The following is a 16658-nucleotide window of genomic DNA, read 5'->3' on the forward strand; positions in this document are numbered from 1 at the left end:
TGACGCCGCGAGGCCGCCCTCCGGGCGACGACGGGAATTGTCAGACAGGCCCTAGCCGCCCTCGGCGCCGCCCCGTCCGCGTATCGCCCGGGTCAGTGCGGCCGTGGCGCCGGCGAGACAGAGGCCGCCCACGACCAGTGGCACGATCGCGAACCAGGGTGTGTCCCACAGACCGCCCGCGTCCCCCGCGTAAGCGGCACCGGCGGCGGTGAGGCACAGACCGGCGACCAGTTTCCCGGGCTGGAACTCATGACGCAGCACGGCTGACCTCCACCTGTCCCACGCCGACGCCGAGCGTCAGCTCCAGCGTGCCGGACTTCCCGTCTCCCCCGGCCGGTGCCAGTGTCATGTCCTTGTGCCGGCCGGGCCGCACGTCCACGTCCTTTCCGCTGTCCTGGGGCAACTTGATGTCGCCCACCCCCACGTCGATGTCCATCCGCACGGTCACGTCCGCCGGCACGATCACCTTCAGCTGCCCCGCACCCACCCGCACGTCCGTGGCGACCGTCTGACCCCTGGCCGGGCGCACCCGGGTCAGATCCAGAGTGCCCCGCCCCGTGCCGAGGTCGTATGCGGAGCGCACCTGTGCCGCCGCTGCCGGCTTCCACGACGTGTCCCGCCAGTCGGTGGTGATGTCCCGGGGGAGGGCCGCCGCCCCGGCCAGCAGGGCCGCCGTGACCACCGCGAGGAACAGCGTCCCGGCGCCGGTCCGGCCGAGGAACGCGCTGAGGGCGATCCCCAGCCCGAACACCGCCAGCGCGCACGCCAGGCCCGTCTGCAGGCTGGTGCCCAGCGGGTGCGTGTGCCAGCTGAGCCCGGAGCCCAGTCCGCCTGCCAGCAGCGCGAGCAGGAACACCCAGCCGCCGATCCAGCGCGGGCCCCGCGGTCTGGGCGGCGGGGCCTGCGGCGGCCGTATCGGCCCCTGGTGCGGCCAGGGGTTGGGGACGCCGACGTCCACGACCGAGGCGAGGTCTCGCTCACTGGCTTCGCCGGGTCCCCACAGATAGCCGGTGCCGCCGACATGGGTGCCGTCCTTGACGATCGGGTCCCGCCACCAGGAGGGGTAGGTGGTGACGACCGGCGGCGCCTGGGCCTCCGGTGGCGCGTCGGCGGCGGCCTGCGCGGCCAGCGGGTCGGGGTCGGGAGCGCCACGGCGCCGCGACCAGTACCCCGCGCCCGCGAGCAGCAACGAGAGCACCGCGGCGAAGGCCAGCACTCCGCCGTTCCTCAGCATCGTCAGGAAGACCCCGCAGCCGACCAGTGTGAACAGCACAGCGGCCAGTGCCTGCCCGTCGACCCGGGCCGTGAACAGCTTGCGGACCTCGTTCTCCTCCTCGTCCTCGTACGGCACCAGGAGCCAGGCGAAGCCGTAGAAGATGAGGCCCAGGCCGCCGGTCGCGGCCAGCACGGTCAGGGTGATCCGGAAGATCACCGGGTCCATGTCGGTCTGCCGCCCGAGTCCCGCGCACACGCCCGCGATCATCTTGTGCCGGCGGTCGCGCCGGAACCGGTCGGGCAGCTCGGGGGCCCCCTGCCGCTCCGGCTCGTCCGCGGGGGAGCGGACGCCGGAGTGGGAACGGGAGTGGGAGCGGGAATGGGAGCGGGGGCCGGCCTGGGTCTGGGTGTCCCCGGTGCCGGTGCCGGTGCCGGAGCTGTCGTGGGTGCCGGTGCCGGTGCCGGTGCCGGTGCCGATGACGGTGTGGGCGGTGGTCTCGGCGTGGGGGTGGGCGGTGGTGCCGGTGTCGGCCGCTCCTGTCTCTTCCGTCGCGGCGGGCGCGGCATCCGTCGGTCCGGTGCCCGGGGCCGGGCGCGGGCCGGTGCCGGGTCCCGGACCCGTCGCGGCGTGCTCGTGATCCGTCATGCGTCCATGGTGACGGCCCGGTCCACGCCGCGGCAGTCGGGACGACCCTGGACCAACCCTGAAATCGGCCCTGAGACGGGGCCGGGACGCGTTCGAGCGGCACGGACCGCCGCCGACGGTCCCCCGCGCCGCCCGCCCCGACCGGCCCTGGCGGAAGATCAGGGGCCTCTCGGGGACCGACCCTGATGCTCCGCCCCGCCGGCCGTGTGACCATCGTTGGCATGCCGGAAGCCGCAAGCCTGCCCCTCGACGACCCGCGGCCTCCGCGCAAGCTCTACCGCAGCAGCGACGGACGCTGGCTCGGCGGAGTGGCGCGGGGCCTCGCCGGGCATCTCGGGCTGCCCGTCGTCTGGGTGCGGCTCGTCTTCGTCGGCCTGTTCATGGCCGACGGGCTCGGAGCGCTGCTGTACGCAGCGTTCTGGTTCTTCGTCCCGCTCGGCGTCGGCGGCGTCGGCGACCAGAAGCCGTCGCTGGTGGGCACGGAGGCCTCGCCGGACGGCCGCCGCAGACTGGTGGCCCGCAAGCCGGACCGGGGGCAGATCGTCGCGCTGCTCCTCATGGTCGTCGTGTCCATGGTCTTCGTGGGCAGCGTCAACCTGGGCAGCGCCGCCAAGGCGTATCTGGTGCCCGCCGTGCTCGTCGCGGCCGGTGTCGCCCTCGTCTGGCGTCAGGCGGACAACGCCCGGCGGGCCCGCTGGGTCGAGGCCGGCCGCCGGCGCCGCACCCTCAACCTGCTGCGCACGGCCGGCGGCGTGCTGCTCGTCACGGCCGGTGTTTCGGCCGTCTTCGTCCTCCAGGGCTCGGCCGCCCACCTGGGCGCGATCCTGCAGGCCGCGCTCGTCGTCCTCGTCGGCATCACCCTGCTCGCGGGCCCCTACCTGGTCCGCATGACCCAGGACCTGTCGGAGGAACGCCTGATGCGCATCCGCGCCCAGGAGCGCGCCGAGGTCGCCGCCCATGTCCACGATTCCGTGCTGCACACCCTCACCCTGATCCAGCGCAACGCCGACAACGCGGGCGAGGTGCGCCGCCTCGCCCGTGCCCAGGAGCGGGACCTGCGCACCTGGTTGTACAAGCCGGAGGGCACCGGCAAGGACGAGGCCGACGAGCCGGACACGGTCGCCGAGGCGGTGCGGCGCAACGCCGCCGAGGTGGAGGACAAGCACGGCGTCCCCATCGAGGTCGTGATCGTCGGCGACTGCCCGCTGGACGACAGGACCGGTGCGCAGATGCAGGCCGCGCGCGAGGCGATGGTGAACGCGGCCAAGTACGGTGGCGACGGCGGCGCCGTGCAGGTCTACGCCGAAGTCGAGGGAAAGACGGTCTTCGTGTCCGTCCGGGACCGCGGTCCCGGCTTCGACCTCGACGCGATACCCGCCGACCGCATGGGCGTCAGAGAATCGATCATCGGCCGCATGGAGCGCAACGGCGGTACGGCCCGGCTGCGGGCCGTACCGGGCGGCGGCACCGAGGTCGAGCTGGAGATGGAGAGGGCGGAGAAGACGTCATGAGCGACGCGACCGAGACGAACGGCACGGCGGGAGCGGCGGAGGCGGCCGGGCCCGGCCGGTCCGACGGCGGTGCGGGCGGCCGGCATGTGCGGGTGGTCCTCGTGGACGACCACCGGATGTTCCGCACCGGCGTCCAGGCCGAGATCGGCCAGACCGCCGAGACCGGCGTCGAGGTGGTCGGCGAGGCCGCGGACGTCGACCAGGCGGTCGCGGTCATCACCGCCACCCGGCCCGAGGTGGTCCTCCTCGACGTCCACCTGCCGGGCGGCGGCGGCGTCGAAGTGCTGCGCCGGTGCGCGGCGTTGACGGGGGACGCCGAGCGGCCCGTGCGCTTCCTCGCCCTGTCCGTGTCGGACGCTGCGGAGGACGTGATCGGGGTGATCCGCGGCGGCGCCCGCGGCTATGTCACCAAGACCATCACCGGCACCGACCTGGTCGACTCGGTCTTCCGGGTCCAGGAGGGCGACGCCGTCTTCTCGCCGCGGCTGGCCGGGTTCGTGCTGGACGCCTTCGCCTCCACCGACGCCCCGCCCGTGGACGAGGACCTGGACCGCCTCACCCAGCGGGAACGCGAGGTGCTGCGTCTGATCGCCCGCGGTTACGCCTACAAGGAGATCGCCAAGCAGCTGTTCATCTCGGTGAAGACGGTCGAGTCCCATGTCTCGGCCGTCCTGCGCAAGCTCCAGCTCTCCAACCGGCACGAGCTGACCCGCTGGGCGACCGCGCGCCGGCTGGTCTGACGGCGCGGGGCCCGCCCGGTCAGCCGACGCCTGCCCCTCGCCCTGGCCCCCACGCCACCGCCCCGGTCCTCAGGCCATGGCCCCGGCCCCGCCCCGCCGCCCCGGCCCTCAGGCCACCCGCGTCGCCCCGGCGAACGGCATCTGGTCGACCGGGGCCAGGCGGACCGGCGCCGACGGGTTCGGGGCGTGGATCATCTGGCCGCCGCCCACGTAGATACCGACGTGGCTGATCCCGGAGTAGAAGAACACCAGGTCGCCGGGCCGTAGTTCGGAGCGGGAGACCCGGCGGCCGGCGTTGATCTGGGCGTACGTGGTCCGGGGCAGGGAGATGCCGGCGGCACGGTAGGCGGCCTGGGCCAGGCCCGAGCAGTCGAAGGCGTTCGGACCGGTGGCGCCCCACACGTAGGGGCTGCCGAGCTTGCTGTAGGCGTAGGCGACGGCTGCCGCGGCCCGCCCGGTGGATGCCTGGGCGGACCCGGCCAGCTGCAGCGGTTGCCGTGGATCCGCCGCCGACCGGGAGGCGCGTGCGCCCGTGCCGCCGGTGCCGGTGCCGGTGCCGGTGCTGGTGCCAGTGGCATCGGTGCGCTCCCGCGGAGTCAGTCGCGCCAGCAGCCGCCGGGCCTCGCCCAGCTTGCCGGTGACGGTCTCCTTCTGCCGGTCCAGTTCGGCCTGCCGGGAGCGCAGTGACGTCAGCTCGATGCGCGCGGCACCGCGCAACCGCTCGATCTCCCGCAGTTGCCGGCGCACCCGCGACACCGCGGCGGCCTGCCGGTCACCGGCCCGCTCCGCGAGCGCGGCGCCGTCCAGGTACCGGTCGGGGTCGCTGGAGAGGGCCAGTTGCCAGGCCGGGGCGATGCCGCCGCCGCGGTACTGTGCCGCCGCGATCGAACCCAGCGCGTCCCGGGCCGAATTGAGCGTCTCCTGCCTGCGGGCGACCTCGTCCTGGAGTGCGCTCAGCCGCCGCCGGGCCGTGTCCGACTCCTCCTTCGCCCCGTTGTACTTCTCGGTGGCGGCCTCGGCCTCCCGGTACAACGTGTCCACCCGGGCCTTCACCTGCGCCGGCGTCAGCTGCGGCTCGGCGTGTGCCGTCCCGTCGAAGCAGGCCGCGGTGACCGCGCCCGCCAGGGCGAGAGTGGCGGCCGTCCTGGCCGTATGGCCGCTGAGCGGGCGTTGTGGGGGCTTGCGGTGGGCTGCCACCTGGACTGTCACGACCTTCCGTACGACGCGTGCGGCCGAGCGGTACGCCCTGCGGCGGCCCGCGCAGGGGGAGCGGGCCGCCGCCGGGCCTTTCTCGGCGGTGGTGGCCGGTAGCCGCGCCTGGTCCGGGCGGCGGTGGGGAGCCGGTCACCTGGGGGAGGACGGTAGGCCGGGCGGTGACGAGTTGGTAACGCGGTGTGCGGAACTGGCGCTGACGGATCGTGACTGACCGTATGTGTCCGTGCCGTCCGGCTGGTGTCGTCGCCTTTACGGAACGTGGTGACCGAAGAGCGAAAATCGGGAGGGGCGGGAGCCGTGAGGTGCTATGGGGCGCATATATCCAACATCCGCCCGGGATCAGCCGGCAGGCGGTGCCGGACAGTCACCGGCAGGCGGTGCCGGACAGTCACCGGCTCGCGGCGCCGCACAGTCACGAACCTCACGTGCCGCGCAGTCGCAAACCCCACGTCCCGCACAGCCACGAGCCCCGGCGTACCACCGTCGCAGGCCCCGCCGAGCAGCCCGCGGAGGGCTTTCGGCGGGGCCGGTGGCGGAAGGCGCGAAGCCCCCTGGCTAGGCTCCGGCTCCATGGACGTACTCATCCATCTCTTCGTCGGCCTGCACATCGTCGGTATCGCCGCGCTGCTCGGTGGTTTCCTCACCCAGATGAAGGCGATGGGCCAGGGCACGGCCCGGTTCGTGCCCGGGATGCTGCACGGCGCGCTGACCATGCTGGTCACCGGTGTGGTCCTGGTCGGGCTGAACCAGGCGGACGACCACCACGTCAACAGCATCAAGATCGGCGTGAAGCTGGCCCTGCTGATCGTGATCCTCGGCCTGGTCTACGTGAAGCGCGACGAGGAGCGGATCGACAAGGGCCTCTTCGGGCTGGTCGGCCTGCTCACCACGGCCAACATCTTCATCGCCGTCCTCTGGACCTGATCCCCGGCGCGCCCCCGCGTCAGCCCGGCCGCACCACGCTGTGGACGGCCGCCTCCCCCATCACGGAGACCGGCTCCTCCCGGACGTACGCGCCCGGCCTGGGGGCGTGGATCATCATGCCGTCGCCCGTGCAGAGCCCGACATGCCCGGCGTCGTCGTGGAAGAAGACGAGGTCGCCCGGGCGGGCGTCGGCAGGGGGCACCGGGGTGCCGGCGCCGGCCTGCCGGCGTGCGGTGCGCGGGAGGGTGACGCCGGCGGACTTCCAGGCGGCCTGGGTGAGGCCCGAGCAGTCGTAGGAGCCGGGCCCTGCGGCGCCCCACACGCAGGGCTTGCCGAGCTGGGCGCGGGCGAAGGCGACGGCCTTCCCGGCCTTGGTCGCGTCCGTGCCGGACGGCTCGCCGGCGGTCCGCTGCGACAGCAGCACGCGCGCGCGGGCGAGCTTTTTCCGGACGGTGGCCTTGGCCGCCTTCGGGCCGCTCACGGCTTCCGGCCGGCTCTCCGGGGGTGCCATGGTGGCGGCGTCGAGGCGTGCCCCGGCGGCCGTGCCCGGGACGGGTCCGCCGCCGCGCTGGGCGGGGACCGCGCCGCGCCGGTCCGGGGGCGCGGTGCGCTGGGTCGGCAGGGCGCGGTGCTGGGCGCGTCGGGCGACCTCGTCGCGGAGCCGCTGCAGGCTGTCCGCGCGCCGCCGCGGGGCCTCCGCGCGCTCACCCCGCTCGACCCCTTCGGCGCGGGCAGCACGGTCGGTGCGGTCGGTGCGGGCAGCGCGGTCGGTCCGTTCGACCTGGTCTCTGCCCGTGCCGGGGGGTATGTCAGCCGCCGAGTCCGCCCGGCGGTAGAGCTCGTCGATCTTCCGCTCCACCTCCTCCGGGCTCGGCCTGCCGTGACCGGTCTCGGGCGTGGCCCCGGCCGTCTGGGAGAGGACGGCCACGGAGGTGAGGGCGGCGGTGGCGAGGGCGGGGGTGCGGATGCCCGCCGTCTGGGTCCCGCCGGGGCGCGGCTTGCGGTGCGACGCCAAGGGAGGCGACTCCTTCCGTGCTCCGCCTACCGGGTTAGCTGTCGGGTTCGGGCGGGTGCTTGGAAGGGTTGCCCTACGGCGTCGTCCCGGGCGGGAGTCGGCCGATTCACCCCAGGATTCGGTGGGTCCCCGGCTCCGGGCACCGTGCGGGGCGCGCCGGACTCGGCGGAGGCCGCATGGCCCGGCGACGTTCGCCGGAGAGGGGTCGTGCGGCCTGACGGCAACCTAGCCAACTCGTGTGTCTTCTGTGAAGGTTGGTGCGAGGTATGTCCGATACATTTCCGTGACCTGAGGACAGGTTCATGCGCGTGTGACCAGGCGCTTCCGTTGGGTGAGCGGCCGGTGCAGGCCGTGGGCGCGGAGATCGGCTGTCCGGGAAGTGGGCCATGTTCGGGGGACGGCGACCGGTTGTCGGTGGGGCGCCCTAGACTCGGAGAGCGATGAGCAGCCTCTTTGACGACAGCTTCCTGGCGGACCTCCAGGCCCCACGCGGGCGCGAGGAGGAGCCCCCGCCACCGCCCGAGGACGACCACGCTCCGGAGTCGCTTCCGGACGATCTGTTCGGCGGGAAGTTCGACGTGCCACCGGACCGGGACGCCCACTACCGCGACGGGGCCCCGCGCCCCGCGCTCGACTCGGCGGCCCTCCTGGAGGGGCTGAACGAGAACCAGCGCGCCGCCGTCGTGCACGCCGGCTCCCCGCTGCTCATCGTCGCCGGCGCCGGCTCCGGCAAGACCCGCGTGCTCACCCACCGCATCGCCCACCTGCTCGCCGAGCGGGACGTGCACCCGGGCCAGGTCCTCGCGATCACCTTCACCAACAAGGCCGCGGGCGAGATGAAGGAGCGCGTCGAGCGGCTCGTCGGCCCGCGCGCGAACGCGATGTGGGTGATGACCTTCCACAGCGCGTGCGTGCGCATCCTCCGTCGCGAGAGCAGGAAACTCGGCTTCACGTCGTCGTTCTCGATCTACGACGCCGCCGACAGCAAGCGCCTGATGGCCCTGGTCTGCCGCGACCTGGACCTCGACCCCAAGCGCTTCCCGCCGAAGTCCTTCAGCGCCAAGGTCAGCAACCTGAAGAACGAGCTGATCGACGAGGAGGACTTCGCCGCCCAGGCCACGGACGGCTTCGAGAAGACCCTCGCCCAGGCCTACGCGCTCTACCAGTCGCGGCTGCGCGAGGCGAACGCGCTGGACTTCGACGACCTGATCATGACGACGGTCAACCTGCTGCGCGCCTTCCCGGACGTCGCCGAGCACTACCGCCGCCGCTTCCGGCACGTCCTGGTCGACGAGTACCAGGACACCAACCACGCCCAGTACGCCCTCGTCCGCGAACTGGTCGGCACCGGCGACCACGACGAGGACGTGCCGCCCGGCGAGAGTGACGTCCCGCCCGCCGAACTGTGCGTCGTGGGTGACGCCGACCAGTCGATCTACGCCTTCCGGGGCGCGACGATCCGCAACATCCTCCAGTTCGAGGAGGACTACCCGGACGCGACCACGATCCTGCTGGAGCAGAACTACCGCTCCACGCAGACCATCCTGACCGCCGCCAACGCGGTCATCGAACGCAACGAGTCCCGCCGTCCGAAGAACCTGTGGACCAACGCCGGCCAGGGTGCGCGGATCACGGGCTACGTCGCCGACACCGAGCACGACGAGGCCCAGTTCGTCGCCGACGAGATAGACCGCCTCACGGACGCGGGCGAGGCGAAGGCCGGCGACGTCGCCGTCTTCTACCGCACCAACGCCCAGTCCCGGGTCTTCGAAGAGATCTTCATCCGCGTCGGCCTGCCCTACAAGGTCGTCGGCGGCGTCCGCTTCTACGAGCGCAAGGAGGTCCGTGACGTCCTCGCCTACCTGCGCGTCCTCGCCAATCCCGAGGACTCGGTGCCGATGCGCCGCATCCTCAACGTGCCCAAGCGGGGCATCGGCGACCGCGCGGAGGCGATGATCGACGCCCTCGCCCAGCGCGAGAAGATCAGCTTCCCGCAGGCCCTGAAGCGGGTGGACGAGGCGTACGGCATGGCCGCGCGCTCCACCAACGCGGTCAAGCGGTTCAACACGCTGATGGAGGAGCTGCGCACGATCGTGGAGTCCGGCGCCGGCCCGGCGACTGTGCTGGAGGCCATACTCGAGCGCACCGGATACCTGGCCGAGTTGCAGAACTCCACCGACCCCCAGGACGAGACCCGTATCGAGAACCTCCAGGAACTCGCGGCCGTGGCCCTGGAGTTCGAGCAGGAGCGGGAAGAGGGGGAGCAGGCCACGCTGGCCGACTTCCTGGAGCAGGTCGCGCTGGTCGCCGACTCCGACCAGATCCCGGACGAGGAGGACGGCGACGGCGTCATCACCCTGATGACCCTGCACACCGCCAAGGGCCTGGAGTTCCCGGTCGTGTTCCTGACCGGCATGGAGGACGGTGTCTTCCCGCACATGCGCGCCATCGGCCAGACCAAGGAGCTGGAGGAGGAGCGGCGCCTGGCGTACGTCGGCATCACGCGCGCGCGGGAGCGGCTGTACCTCACGCGGTCGGCGATGCGCAGCGCCTGGGGCCAGCCGTCGTACAACCCGCCCTCCCGCTTCCTGGAGGAGATCCCGCCCACTCACGTGGAGTGGAAGCGGACGGGGGCCGCGGCGCTCGTGTCCTCCGGGCCGGCGTCCGGGATCGCGGCCTCGCTGTCCTCGACCCGTTCGCGTTCCTCGGCATCGGGCGCGTCCGGGTTCGCCACGCGGCGCACGGCGGAGAAGCCGGTGGTCGCGGTGGCCGTCGGGGACCGGGTCACCCACGACCAGTTCGGGCTCGGCACGGTCGTCGCGGTGAAGGGCACGGGTGCGAACGCGGAGGCGACGATCGACTTCGGTGACACCAAGCCGAAGCGGCTGCTGCTGCGGTACGCGCCGGTGGAGAAGCTGTAGTCCACCGGCGGACGGCCCCGCTGAAGAGCGGGGCCCCGGCAGACTAGGTGGGATCCAGTCCGTGACTCCGCAGCCACGGCAGCGGGTCTATCGCCGACCCGCCCGCCGGCCGGACCTCGAAGTGCAGGTGCGGGCCGGTGGAGTTGCCGGAGTTGCCTGAGTAGGCGATCGGGTCGCCGGCCTTGACGGTCGCGCCGGAGGCGACGCGGTAGCTGGACAGGTGGCAGTACCAGGTCTGCGTGCCGTCCTTCGAGGTCAGGATCAGCATGTTGCCGTAGGCACTGTTCCACTGGGTGGTGACGGTGCCGTCGGTGGCGGCCATCACCGTGGTGCCGTAGGAGACCGGGAAGTCGATGCCGGTGTGGACCGACATCCAGTTGACGCCCGCCTGGCCGAAGTAGGCGCTCAGCCCGTGCTGCGTGACCGGCAGTACGAACTTGGGGCGCAGCCGTTCCCTGAGCGCGGCCTCCGCGGCGGCCTTCTTCTTCTCCAGGTCCTGCTGCGCCTTGAGGTCGATCCGCTCCTGCGTGCGGCTCGCCCGGTCGGCGAAGTCGGTGGCGCCGGCGGAGAGCGTCTTGAGCTGGGCGTCCAGCTTGCTGTTGGCGACCGACGGCTGGACCGCGTGCGCATCCGAGGCGCTGGCGGTGGTGGTGGCGTCCGCGGAGTCGTCGGTGAGGGCGCCGACCGAGGCGGCGGCGATCCCGGCGACCCCCATCACGCAGGCCGAGGGTACGGCGACGGTCAGCAGTGCGGAGCGCTTGGCGGGCGTACGGCGCCGCGAGCGTGCCCCGCCGCGCGACCCCGCGCGGGGCGCCGGCGCCGGGGTGATCTCTTCCTGCTCGTCCAGCAGGCCGTCCACGGTGGGCAGTTCGCCGGTGGCGTCCGGCTCGCCTTCACCGGCGGGCGGGTCGCCGAAGGCGGTGTCCTCGTACGACACCTGCTCGAAGGCCGCGGTCGCCTGCGCGTCAGCTGGCCGCTCGAACGAGGTGTGCGAGTCGCCGACCGCCTCGAAGGTGGCCGTGGCCTGCTGATCGAACGGTTCGCCACCCTGTCCCGGTTCCGCCGGCGTGGTCTGCCCGGCGGAGTTCCACTGTGTGGCGTCGTACGTGCCCGTGTCGAAGGTCTGGGTGCCCCAATCCCACTGCTGGGTGGGGTCGGCGGTGCCGGACTGCTCGGGCTGCTGCCAGGCGCCGGTGTCCCACTGGCCGCTGACGTCGTTCCCGGTGGCCTGCGCGGGAAGCGTCCAGCCGGTGCTGTCGTAGACACCGGGGTCGTAGGCGGCGACGTGCTGGGCCGCGTACGGGTCGTAGGCCGGGGTCTGGCCGGTGGCGGTCTGCCACTGCGAGGTGTCGTACGTGCCGGTGGCCTGCTCGCCGCCCGGGAGACTGCCGAAGAGCGGGTCGGCGTGGAAGGCCGTGGTGCCGTCGGAACCGCCGGGAAATCCGGTGGCGTCATAGCCGCCGTACGTGGTGAGGTCGTCGTAGTGGGCGTCCTGTGCCCCGTACGGCGCGTAGTGCGCGGTGGAGGCGTCGGAAGCCGGGGCCGGGGTGGTCATGGTCCCCGACGGGTGACGGTCGTTCACCAACTTCTCTTTCGCCTCGACAACAGGGGCTGCCAGAGCAGTGCGGCGACTGTACCCGGCGGTACCTGCACGCGACAATCTTCGGCCTGCTTCGCGCGGGCCGGAAACGGGCATTCGGCCGTGTTTCGGGGCCCCCGGACCCGACCTTGGTCTTGCGTTCGAAGAATGTTCGATGTCGAGCGGCGATGTGTCGGCTGTGCGCGGGCTGTGCGCTCCCGTGGCCCCGGCGCTTCGTCGCCCGCCGCTCCCGCGGTCCTCCGTCCTCCCGTCCCGGCCGGTCTCAGGCCACCGTCACTCCGTCACCGGTCCGCTCCCCGGGGTGCGGGGCGTCGAGGGCCTCGCGGATACCGGCGGCCACGGCGGGATGCACCGGCAGGGCGAGATGACCGATGCCGGTGACCCGGACGTTGTGCGCGTCGAGGTCGGGGTGTTCCACGCAGGCCGACTCCAGCGGGTCCATCAGGGAGTCCAGGTCGCTCCAGAAGCTCACGAAACGGGTCCGGCAGCCGGGCGCGGGCCGGGCGAGCTCCTCGATCACCGCCGAACCGGGCCGCATCTGCCGCACGATCGGGTGCGCGTCCGCCAGCGGCGCCACCCGGGTGCCGGAGTGCGGGGTGCCGAGCGTGACCAGCGTGCGTACTCGCAGGTCACCGCCGAGGCACTGGACGTAGTAGCGCGCGATCAGGCCGCCGAGGCTGTGGCCCACGATGTCGACCCGGGTGCTGCCGGTGCGCTCGCAGATCTCCTCGATGTGCCGGCCGAGCAGTTCGGCGGCGATGCGTATGTCACAGGTCAACGGAGAGTAGTTGAGTGATTCGACGCGCTGTCGGCCGTGCTGTGCGAGGGCGCGGCGCAGCAGGACGAACACCGAGCGGTTGTCGATGAAGCCGTGCAGCAGCACGACCGGCGGGCCGTGGCGGACCGGCAGCCGGGCCGTACCGTCGGTGACGGGCAGGTCGGCGCAGCGGCGCTCCTGGATCAGACCGGTCGGGTAGAGCAGGAGGTGACCGGCCAGGATCGCGGCCTCCAGGGCCGTGGCCCGGAGCAGGGTCATGGACAGTCCGGCCAGTCTGCCGGGCCACAGGCGGCGGCACAGCGGGAGAAAGAGCGGCGGCAACACCCCGGTGACCTTCATGGCCGACCTCCTGTCGGCACGCCGGCGGACGGCTCGGTCCCCCGTGTGCCCTCATGTCCCACCATGTGATTTCCCCCTCGCCGCGCTCCGTAAAACTGCTCGTTGCGGGATGCTGGAGATAACGTTCGTTCACTTCGCGACGCTGGCGGAACGCGCCAAAAGTGCGGTACTTGTCGATACGGACGGAAGCGATCGCTTCCGTGGTCGCATGATGGAGGCAGTGATGGGTGTGGCAGCCGGTCCGATCCGCGTGGTGGTCGCCAAGCCGGGGCTCGACGGCCACGACCGTGGGGCCAAGGTCATCGCGCGCGCACTGCGCGACGCCGGCATGGAGGTCATCTACACCGGACTCCACCAGACGCCGGAACAGATCGTCGGCACCGCCATCCAGGAGGACGCCGACGCGATCGGACTGTCCATCCTCTCCGGCGCCCACAACACGCTGTTCGCCGCGGTCATCGACCTGCTCAAGGAGCGGGAGGCCGAGGACATCCTGGTCTTCGGCGGCGGCATCATCCCGGAGGAGGACATCCCGCCGCTGAAGGAGAAGGGCGTCGCGGCGATCTTCACCCCGGGGGCGACGACCACGTCGATCGTGGAGTGGGTCCGGGAGAACGTCCGTCAGCCGGCCGCGTCCGGAGGCTGAGCCGCTTCCCGGGGCGGCTCGGCGGGTGGCGCGGGCGGTGTCAGCTCCCGCGTCATCGCCGCCCGCAGCCGCAGCGTGGTGACCAGCCGCTGGAACGCCTCAGCCCAGTACCCGCCGGCACCCGGCGCGGCGTCCTCCCGCTCGTCGGGTATCGCCAGCAGCGCCTCCAGGCGCACGGTCTCCGCCGGGTCCAGGCAGCGCTCCGCCAGCCCCATCACCCCGCTGAAGCTCCACGGATAACTGCCCGCGTCCCGGGCGATGTTGAGGGCGTCCACCACCGCCCGGCCGAGCGGTGCAGCCCACGGCACCGCACACACCCCGAGCAGCTGGAACGCCTCCGACAGGCCGTGCGTGGCGATGAACCCCGCGACCCACGCGGCCCGTTCGGACGGCTCCAGTGCGGCCAGCAGCTTCGCCCGCTCCGCCAGCGACACCGCGCCCGGACCACCCGCCTCCGGTGCCGAGGGTGAGCCGAGCAAGGCCCGTGACCATGCGGCGTCCCGCTGCCGCACCGCCGCCCGGCACCAGGCCCCGTGCAGCTCGCCCTGCCAGCCGTCCGCCACCGGCAGCGCCACGATCTCCTCGGCCGTCCGCCCGCCGAGCCGCCCCGGCCAGGTGCCGAGCGGGGCGGCCTCCACCAACTGCCCCAGCCACCAGGACCGTTCCCCCCGGCCCGCCGGCGGTGTGGCCACGACGCCGTCCCGTTCCATACCGGGATCGCATTCCAGTGGCGCCTCCACGGCGATCGCCGGCGCATCCCCCGTGCGGTCCAGGGCCACACACGCCGTGGCACGTACGGCCATGCGCTCGGCCAGCGCCGAATCCGGCAGCGCCGACAGCAGTTCCGCCGCCGTCGCCCGGACATTGCGGCTGCGGTCGCCCAACGCCTGGTCCAGGAAGGTCTCGTCCGCGTCCGACAGACCTGCGCGCAGCGAGTCGAGGAACATCAGACGGTCCTCCGCCCGCTCCGTCGCCCACGTCGACGCCAGCAGCTCACGCCCCAGCGCGGGGGTACGGGTACGCAGTGCGCCCAGCAGCGCCGCCCGCTCGGCGAACAGCCCCTCCCGCCACAGCCGGAGCACCGCCTCGGCGTCCTCCGGATCGGGCAGCGTCGCGCCGCCCCCGGGGGTCGCGCGCAGGGCGAACCGCCAGTCCGGGTTCAGCCGCGCCAGCCACAGCGCGCGCGGGCCCGCGAACGCCAGCGCCGCCGGGCGCAGGTCCGTACGGCCCCGGGCCGCGTCCAGCAGCGCGGGCAGGGCCTGCGGGGGCGCCGCGTACCCGTGCGCGTTGGCCGCCGCGAGCCACTGCGGGAGCAGTTCCATGAGATCCGGGGAGCTGCCCCGCCGGCCGCCGCCCGCGCCGCCGGACCGGTCGGCCAGCAACGTGGTGAGCCGGCGTGCCGCCGGCGCGGGCAGCGCCGGGCGCGGGTCGGCAGGCGCCCGCTCGGGCCGGGCTGCCGGCCGCGCGGGCCGCAGCCCGGCCCGGCGCCGCACGGTCGCCACGGCGGCCGCGTCGAGCAGCGCGAGCGGGGCCGCGCGGCCGGGCACGGCGTGCGCCGGGGCGCGCCGGTCGGTGCCGAGCAGCGCGGTGGTGACCAGTTCCTCCCAGGCGCTTCCCGGCGTCGTGGTGTGCCCGCCGGCCGGTGCCCCGCTCATCCCGTCGCCCCGTTCATCGTGTTCCCTTCCCTTCCTGTCTGCCCCGCCTGCCCTGTCTGCCCTGTCTGCGCGTACGGGTCCGTACGGCCGGTCAGCACAGTGGCACCACCTCGCCCGCACCCTCCGGCCAGGCCGTGAGCGGGGTGAAGCCGCGGTGCCCGCACTCGCCGAAGACCGTGACGGGGGCGCCGCCGGACAGCGCGACCAGCCGCCAAACGCCCGGCCGGGAACGGGCGGCCAGCGGCAGGGCCGCGTCCGTGTCCGCGTCGGCCAGCTGCCACCGGTCGCCGTCCGGGACCGGTACCACCCGGCCCAGGGTCACCGGGACCGACTCCAGCCAGGGGTCCTCGCGCAGCGCCTCGCCGTACCGGGACGTCGCCTCGGCGGTGGTCACGCCCGGCGGGCGGAACACGGCCGGGGCCGGGGCCGGCTCGGCGAACCGCTCGACCAAGGCCGCCCGGGACTGGCCGGCGCCCGGGTACGGCGACAGCTCGGCCTCCAGGGCCAGGCCGACCGGCAGGGACAGTTCCGGTGCCCGGCCCGCCGCACCGTAGGACAGCAGCAGCCGGGTCCGGCCGGTCCCGGCGCCGTGCAGCCATATCCGGCGTGTCGTCAGTTTCGGGTCCACCGCGTCGTACTGGGCGAGGACCAGCCAGTGGTCACGCACCGGCGGCCCGTCCGGCGCGGTGGGCAGACCGAGCCGGGAACGGACCGTGGCCGCGAGGGCGTCCGGCAGCCGGTCACGGCGCAGCCAGCCCTGGTCGAGAAGGTGCAGCAGCGCGCACTCCTCCAGCAGCCGCGCCGGCCAGCCCGCGCCGGACGCCGGGATCGCGCCCAACTCCCTCACCCGGGCGGCAAGCCCGGGCGCCTGGGCGTCGACCATGCGGGCCGCCGTCTCCTCCCACAGCCCGTACCCCGCTCGCTCGGCCGTGGCCAGGCCGCCGCGCAGCAGGTCCGACAGGCGTTGCTCCAGTTCGGTCGCGCCCGCCGTGACCCGCTCGGCCCGGCGCTCGGCCCGCCGCCGGGCCGCCTCGGGATCGGCACGGCCCGTGCCCGAACCCCCCTCCTCCCGGGCCCCTTTGCCACCGCCGTGTCCGCGCCGGTCCGCGAGCCACTGCCCGGCCCAGTCCGGCGGCTGCCCGCCGGCCGGCACCGCGCCGTCGTCGCCCGTCCACAGCAGGAGCAGGCCGAGCGCGTGCTTGCACGGGAACTTACGGCTCGGGCAACTGCACCGGTAGGCAGGGCCGGCCGGGCCGGCCAGGTCCACCACCGTCCGGTACGGCGTGCTGCCGCTGCCCTTGCACAGCCCCCACACCGACCCCTCCCCACTCCCCGTCCCGGACCACGGCCCGGCCGCGCCGAGTCTGCTCCCCGCCGTACGTGACGTGGCGTCAGGCGCCAGTGCCAGCACCTGGTCCGCCGTCCAGCGCACCCCCTGCTCAGTCATGCCACC

13 protein-coding genes and 1 riboswitch are annotated in these 16658 nt (G+C 73.6%); of the genes, 5 read left to right on the forward strand and 8 right to left on the reverse strand.

Annotation, left to right across the window (positions count from 1 at the left end):
* Window positions 1–51: 51 nt before the first annotated feature.
* A complete protein-coding gene (locus AB0B40_RS28610) occupies window positions 52–261 on the reverse strand; it encodes a hypothetical protein (RefSeq protein WP_345058676.1) in 210 nt (69 codons plus the stop codon).
* Window positions 248–1861, reverse strand: coding sequence for a PspC domain-containing protein (locus AB0B40_RS28615; RefSeq protein ID WP_345058674.1), 1614 nt, complete (start codon window positions 1859–1861; stop codon window positions 248–250). Before AB0B40_RS28615 ends, AB0B40_RS28610 begins: the two co-directional genes overlap by 14 nt.
* A 221-nt stretch (window positions 1862–2082) precedes the next feature.
* On the opposite strand from AB0B40_RS28615, the gene AB0B40_RS28620 reads away from it, so the two are divergent.
* A complete protein-coding gene (locus AB0B40_RS28620) occupies window positions 2083–3372 on the forward strand; it encodes a PspC domain-containing protein (RefSeq protein WP_345058672.1) in 1290 nt (429 codons plus the stop codon).
* Window positions 3369–4112, forward strand: a complete 744-nt coding sequence (locus AB0B40_RS28625; RefSeq protein ID WP_345058670.1) for a response regulator transcription factor — start codon at window positions 3369–3371, stop codon at window positions 4110–4112. Before AB0B40_RS28620 ends, AB0B40_RS28625 begins: the two co-directional genes overlap by 4 nt.
* A 108-nt stretch (window positions 4113–4220) precedes the next feature.
* On the opposite strand, the gene AB0B40_RS28630 is transcribed toward AB0B40_RS28625, so the two are convergent.
* A complete protein-coding gene (locus AB0B40_RS28630; RefSeq protein WP_362266359.1) occupies window positions 4221–5309 on the reverse strand; it encodes an NlpC/P60 family protein in 1089 nt (362 codons plus the stop codon).
* 588 nt (window positions 5310–5897) lie between these two features.
* Between AB0B40_RS28630 and AB0B40_RS28635 the strand changes: the two genes are divergently transcribed.
* A complete protein-coding gene (locus AB0B40_RS28635) occupies window positions 5898–6251 on the forward strand; it encodes a hypothetical protein (RefSeq protein WP_345058668.1) in 354 nt (117 codons plus the stop codon).
* 19 nt (window positions 6252–6270) lie between these two features.
* On the opposite strand, the gene AB0B40_RS28640 is transcribed toward AB0B40_RS28635, so the two are convergent.
* Window positions 6271–7266, reverse strand: a complete 996-nt coding sequence (locus AB0B40_RS28640; RefSeq protein WP_362266312.1) for an NlpC/P60 family protein — start codon at window positions 7264–7266, stop codon at window positions 6271–6273.
* A gap of 8 nt (window positions 7267–7274) precedes the next feature.
* Window positions 7275–7444: riboswitch (cyclic di-AMP (ydaO/yuaA leader) on the reverse strand.
* Between the two features lie 262 nt (window positions 7445–7706).
* Here AB0B40_RS28640 and pcrA point away from each other — a divergent pair.
* Window positions 7707–10187 carry a DNA helicase PcrA gene (gene pcrA, locus AB0B40_RS28645; protein ID WP_345058664.1) on the forward strand — a complete coding sequence of 827 codons (2481 nt, stop codon included), beginning with the start codon at window positions 7707–7709 and terminating at the stop codon, window positions 10185–10187.
* Between the two features lie 43 nt (window positions 10188–10230).
* On the opposite strand, the gene AB0B40_RS28650 is transcribed toward pcrA, so the two are convergent.
* Window positions 10231–11769, reverse strand: a complete 1539-nt coding sequence (locus AB0B40_RS28650; protein ID WP_362266314.1) for a M23 family metallopeptidase — start codon at window positions 11767–11769, stop codon at window positions 10231–10233.
* Between the two features lie 280 nt (window positions 11770–12049).
* Entirely contained in the window at window positions 12050–12904 is an 855-nt protein-coding gene (locus AB0B40_RS28655) for an alpha/beta fold hydrolase (RefSeq protein ID WP_362266315.1), read from the reverse strand.
* Between the two features lie 223 nt (window positions 12905–13127).
* Here AB0B40_RS28655 and AB0B40_RS28660 point away from each other — a divergent pair, with 223 nt between their 5' ends.
* Window positions 13128–13550, forward strand: coding sequence for a cobalamin B12-binding domain-containing protein (locus tag AB0B40_RS28660; protein WP_345058698.1), 423 nt, complete (start codon window positions 13128–13130; stop codon window positions 13548–13550).
* On the opposite strand, the gene AB0B40_RS28665 is transcribed toward AB0B40_RS28660, so the two are convergent.
* Complete coding sequence (locus tag AB0B40_RS28665; RefSeq protein WP_362266316.1) at window positions 13526–15205, reverse strand: DUF5691 domain-containing protein; 1680 nt, start codon at window positions 15203–15205, stop codon at window positions 13526–13528. The genes AB0B40_RS28660 and AB0B40_RS28665 overlap by 25 nt on opposite strands.
* A 91-nt stretch (window positions 15206–15296) precedes the next feature.
* Window positions 15297–16652 carry an SWIM zinc finger family protein gene (locus AB0B40_RS28670; RefSeq protein ID WP_362266318.1) on the reverse strand — a complete coding sequence of 452 codons (1356 nt, stop codon included), beginning with the start codon at window positions 16650–16652 and terminating at the stop codon, window positions 15297–15299.
* Window positions 16653–16658 lie beyond the last annotated feature (6 nt).

The organism is Streptomyces sp. NPDC042638, assembly GCF_040647235.1.
GTDB classification, from domain to species: domain Bacteria; phylum Actinomycetota; class Actinomycetes; order Streptomycetales; family Streptomycetaceae; genus Streptomyces; species Streptomyces rameus.